This is a genomic window from Mesorhizobium sp. M2C.T.Ca.TU.002.02.1.1 (genome assembly GCF_003997225.1).
Window position 1 is genome coordinate 1 of the sequence record NZ_RZTO01000655.1, and the last position, 3,550, is coordinate 3,550.

Genomic DNA, 3,550 nt, shown 5'->3' on the forward strand with positions numbered 1-3,550 from the left:
GACGACGACATCGCCCGCTTCGAGTACCTGAAGAAGTCAGCGCGCAATTTCGGTTCGGTGCTGATCGGCATCGAAACCAAGGATCGGCGCAATTTCGACCTGCTGAAGGCCAATTTCGACGCCGAGGGTGTGCAATATCAGGACATCACCGACAACGAGACGCTGGCGGGATTCATCATATGAGCGCGAAACAAAGCACGGTTTTCGTGGCGCTGTTTTCCGGCATCAATGTCGGCGGCAACCGCATCGTCAAGATGGCGGAGCTCAAGGCCTTCTTCGAAGGCCTAGGCTTCAGCGATGTCGCGACCTATGTGCAGAGCGGCAATGTCGTGTTCCGGGCGAAGAAGGGGGATGTGGCGGCGCTGACCAAGGAGATCGAGACAGCCTTCGAGAAGAAGTGGGGGTTCAATTCACGCATCCTGGTGCGCGACGCCGGCTGGTTCGAGCGGCTGGTGAAGGACAATCCCTATCCCGAGATCGCCGGCGAGCCGACCAAGCTGCACGCCTATGCGCTGGAGCGCGAGCCGACCGCCGAGGAGGCGCAGCGGCTCGCCGACAAATGCACCGGTCCCGAGCGCTTCGAGATCAAGGGCGACGTGCTTTATCTCCATGCGCCGGACGGGCTCGGTAAATCGGTGTTCGGCAACCTCATCCCGCGCACCTTGAAGGTGCCGGGCACGGCGCGCAACTGGCGCAGCGTGCTGGCGCTGCTGGAAATGGCCGGCAAGGCCGGCGGCGCCTGAAGCCGTAGAGCTAAGCAGCCTTTTGCCAGTCGAAGCTCAATTCCTCGCGGAAGGCGAAGCGCTTGATGTGGTCGGCGACCACGCTCTCCAGCCGCTCCAGCGAGGCTTCATCGTCGGCGGCCAAGGCGATATGCAGCGCATGATCGTCGGCATCCATCACGGTGCGGCCGATCGAGAGCTGGACGGCGCCGTGTTGCGGGTCGAACTCGACCGGGAATTTATGCGACCAGTGCTTGCAGAGCTGCTGCAGATAGCGGCTGGCATGTTCGGTGACGACATCGGCGCGGCTGGTCGGCATGGACCTCTCCTGGCGAATGAAGAAACGCCAGCCTTAAATGGGGCTGGCGCCAATTTCTGTTAGATAGGCAAGGCCTAGCGAAACGCCAGCGTCGGTTAGCCAAATCGGCGCGGATCGCCGGCTTACCAGACGCCCGTGTTCGCCATCGAGGCCCACGGTTCGGCCTTCGTCTTGGCGGGGCCCTTCTGCAGCAGCTCGATCGAGATGCCGTCCGGCGAGCGGATGAAGGCCATGTTGCCGTCGCGCGGCGGACGATTGATGGTCACGCCATTGTCCATCAGCTTCTGGCAGGTGGCATAGATGTCGTCGACCTCATAGGCGAGGTGGCCGAAATTGCGGCCGCCCTTATAGTCCTCCGGGTCCCAATTGTAGGTCAGCTCGACCAGCGGCGCCTTCTCATTGATGCCGCTCTGCTCGTCTTCGGGCGCGGCAAGGAAGATCAGCGTGTAGCGGCCCTGCTCGTTTTCGTAACGACGCACCTCCTTCAGGCCGAGCTTGTTGCAGTAGAAATCGAGAGACTGGTCGATATCGGCGACGCGGACCATTGTGTGCAGATAGCGCATGGCGGCTTCCTCGGGATTGTTGGGGTTGCCAGGCACCATAGGAGCCGTTCGGCGAAAGGGCAATCGTCCGACAATAGCGGCGGCGCGATCGATTTTCGGGCCTCGCAATTCGTGTTCGGCAAGCGCCGGCAAACAACATTTCAGCCTTTCCGGTGCTGAACGGTGAAAAAAGGCACGTCAGCCCTTGCACACCCCGGAAGCCGCAGTGTTAATCTCTTGGCAAGAATCAGTTGCGGTTCGGTTGGAAAAAGGGGGCATTCTTATGGGGGAAAAGGCCTCTTTTACGAGGCGGGACGGAAGCCTTGACGACGCCTTGAGACGGGACAATGGCGGCGACCCCGCCGAGCTTGTCGAAATCGCCGGCGCTATCAAATGGTTCGACGTGGCCAAGGGCTACGGCTTCATTCTTCCGGACGACGGTGTCTCGGGTGATATCCTCCTCCATGTGACTTGTCTTCGAAAGGACGGCTTCCAGACGGCGCTCGAGGGCGCGCGGGTCGTCTGCCTTGTGAAACAGGGCGAGCGCGGGCTGCAGGCTTTCCGGGTCCTTTCCATGGATGCCTCGACGGCCGTGCACCCAGCGGAGCAGGAACAGCGTACCCACGTTACCGTCAGCCCGGAGAGCGGTCTCGAGCGGGCCCTGGTCAAGTGGTTCAACCGCACCAAGGGTTTCGGCTTCCTGACGCGGGGCGAGGGAACGGAAGACATCTTCGTCCACATGGAGACGCTGCGGCGCTACGGTATAACCGAGCTCCGGCCGGGCCAGGTCGTGCTCGTCCGCTTCGGACGCGGCGACAAAGGCCTTATGGCCGCCGAAATCCACCCCGATATGGGTACCTTGTCGGTCTCGCACTAAGGGCCTCTCGACGCCGTCGACAGTCCCCGCGACGCGGATCGAGCATATTGTCCGAAAGCCGGTTCCACTTCTCCGGATCATGGTCTAGGACGAGGGTCTGGACGAGGTACCCCATGGCTCATCGCAATTGGCTGACCGCGGGCGCGCTCTGCGCCGCGATCGTTTTCGCCGCCTGTTTCATCGCCGCGAGACCGAGTTCGGCGGATGCGATGCTGCTGCCCATCGACCGGGCGCCGCTGGTGGTGGCGACCGGCTCGGGCGAGCGCTCCTTCTCCATCGAGATCGCCGACACCTCCGCCGAGCGGGAGGCGGGACTGATGTTTCGCCGGACGATGGCCGACGATCACGGCATGTTGTTCGTCTTCGAAAGAACCGGCGAGGTGGATTTCTGGATGAAGAACACGCCGATGGCGCTCGACCTCATCTTTGTCGGCCCGGACGGCAGGATCAAGGCCATCAAGCGCGGCGAGCCCGAATCCGAAGCGATCATCTCGCCCGGACAGCCGGTACGCTTCGTGCTTGAACTGAAGGCAGGCACGGCCGCCAGGGACGGCATCAAGGAAGGCGATCTCTTGCGCCATCCGGCCATCAGCGCCGGTTCCAACTGAAAGCGGTTCGATGCAATTCTTTTCGCATGACGGTTTCGAGCTCGCCTATCTTGATCGCCAGCCGGCCTCGGGGCAGGGCGACCCGGTGCTGATGATCCATGGCTTTGCTTCCAGCCACTATGTCAACTGGGTCTCGCCGGGCTGGTTCAAGACGCTGAACGACGCCGGCTACCGGGCGATCGCTTTTGACCACCGCGGCCACGGCTCGTCGTCGAAGAGCTATGACGAGGCCGATTACACGCCGCAAAAGATGGCGTCAGACGCGGCCGCGCTGCTCGATCATCTCGGCATCGAGCGCGCGCATGTCATGGGTTATTCCATGGGCGCGCGCGTTTCGGCTTTCCTGGCGCTCTCCGACCCTCAGAAGGTCGCCACGCTGGTGTTCGGCGGCCTCGGCATCGGCATGGTCGACGGCGTCGGCGATTGGGATCCGATCGCGGCGGCGCTGCTGGCGGACGACCCCTCCCAGACCACGCATCCGC

General features: G+C 62.6%; 6 protein-coding genes and 1 pseudogene. 5 read left to right on the plus strand and 2 right to left on the minus strand.

The annotated features are described in order from the left end of the window. Nucleotides 1–183 (plus strand): annotated as a pseudogene (locus EOD07_RS26915) (threonine dehydratase); the annotation flags it as partial. Beyond that, on the plus strand, nucleotides 180–743 hold the full coding sequence (locus tag EOD07_RS26920) for a DUF1697 domain-containing protein (protein ID WP_127237565.1): 564 nt from the start codon (nucleotides 180–182) through the stop codon (nucleotides 741–743). The pseudogene EOD07_RS26915 and the gene EOD07_RS26920, both read left to right, overlap by 4 nt. A 10-nt stretch (nucleotides 744–753) precedes the next feature. Here EOD07_RS26920 and EOD07_RS26925 read toward each other — a convergent pair whose 3' ends face one another. Together EOD07_RS26925 and gloA are read right to left on the minus strand one after the other, a co-directional pair. Continuing rightward, nucleotides 754–1,041 (minus strand): DUF2218 domain-containing protein, encoded by a 288-nt coding sequence (locus EOD07_RS26925; RefSeq protein WP_127237566.1) that lies wholly within the window; start codon nucleotides 1,039–1,041, stop codon nucleotides 754–756. A 122-nt stretch (nucleotides 1,042–1,163) separates the two neighbouring features. Further along, nucleotides 1,164–1,604, minus strand: coding sequence for a lactoylglutathione lyase (gene gloA / locus EOD07_RS26930; protein ID WP_127237567.1), 441 nt, complete (start codon nucleotides 1,602–1,604; stop codon nucleotides 1,164–1,166). Nucleotides 1,605–1,866: 262 nt separating this feature from the next. On the opposite strand from gloA, the gene EOD07_RS26935 reads away from it, so the two are divergent. The 3 genes from EOD07_RS26935 to EOD07_RS26945 form a co-directional block, all read left to right on the plus strand. Continuing rightward, entirely contained in the window at nucleotides 1,867–2,460 is a 594-nt protein-coding gene (locus EOD07_RS26935) for a cold-shock protein (RefSeq protein WP_041007146.1), read from the plus strand. Between the two features lie 113 nt (nucleotides 2,461–2,573). After that, nucleotides 2,574–3,068: a DUF192 domain-containing protein gene (locus EOD07_RS26940; protein WP_071071941.1), complete on the plus strand. Its 495-nt coding sequence runs from the start codon at nucleotides 2,574–2,576 to the stop codon at nucleotides 3,066–3,068. Nucleotides 3,069–3,078: 10 nt separating this feature from the next. Next, nucleotides 3,079–3,550: alpha/beta hydrolase (locus tag EOD07_RS26945; protein WP_164772562.1), on the plus strand; the 472-nt coding region annotated here is incomplete at its 3' end.

Excerpts from the sequence above, each read along its gene's own strand:
- EOD07_RS26920 (WP_127237565.1), top strand. The coding sequence starts at position 180 with ATGAGCGCGAAACAAAGCACGGTTTTCGTGGCGCTGTTTTCCGGCATC.
- EOD07_RS26940 (WP_071071941.1), top strand. The coding sequence starts at position 2,574 with ATGGCTCATCGCAATTGGCTGACCGCGGGCGCGCTCTGCGCCGCGATC.
- EOD07_RS26925 (WP_127237566.1), bottom strand. The coding sequence starts at position 1,041 with ATGCCGACCAGCCGCGCCGATGTCGTCACCGAACATGCCAGCCGCTAT.
- gloA (WP_127237567.1), bottom strand. The coding sequence starts at position 1,604 with ATGCGCTATCTGCACACAATGGTCCGCGTCGCCGATATCGACCAGTCT.
- EOD07_RS26935 (WP_041007146.1), top strand. The coding sequence starts at position 1,867 with ATGGGGGAAAAGGCCTCTTTTACGAGGCGGGACGGAAGCCTTGACGAC.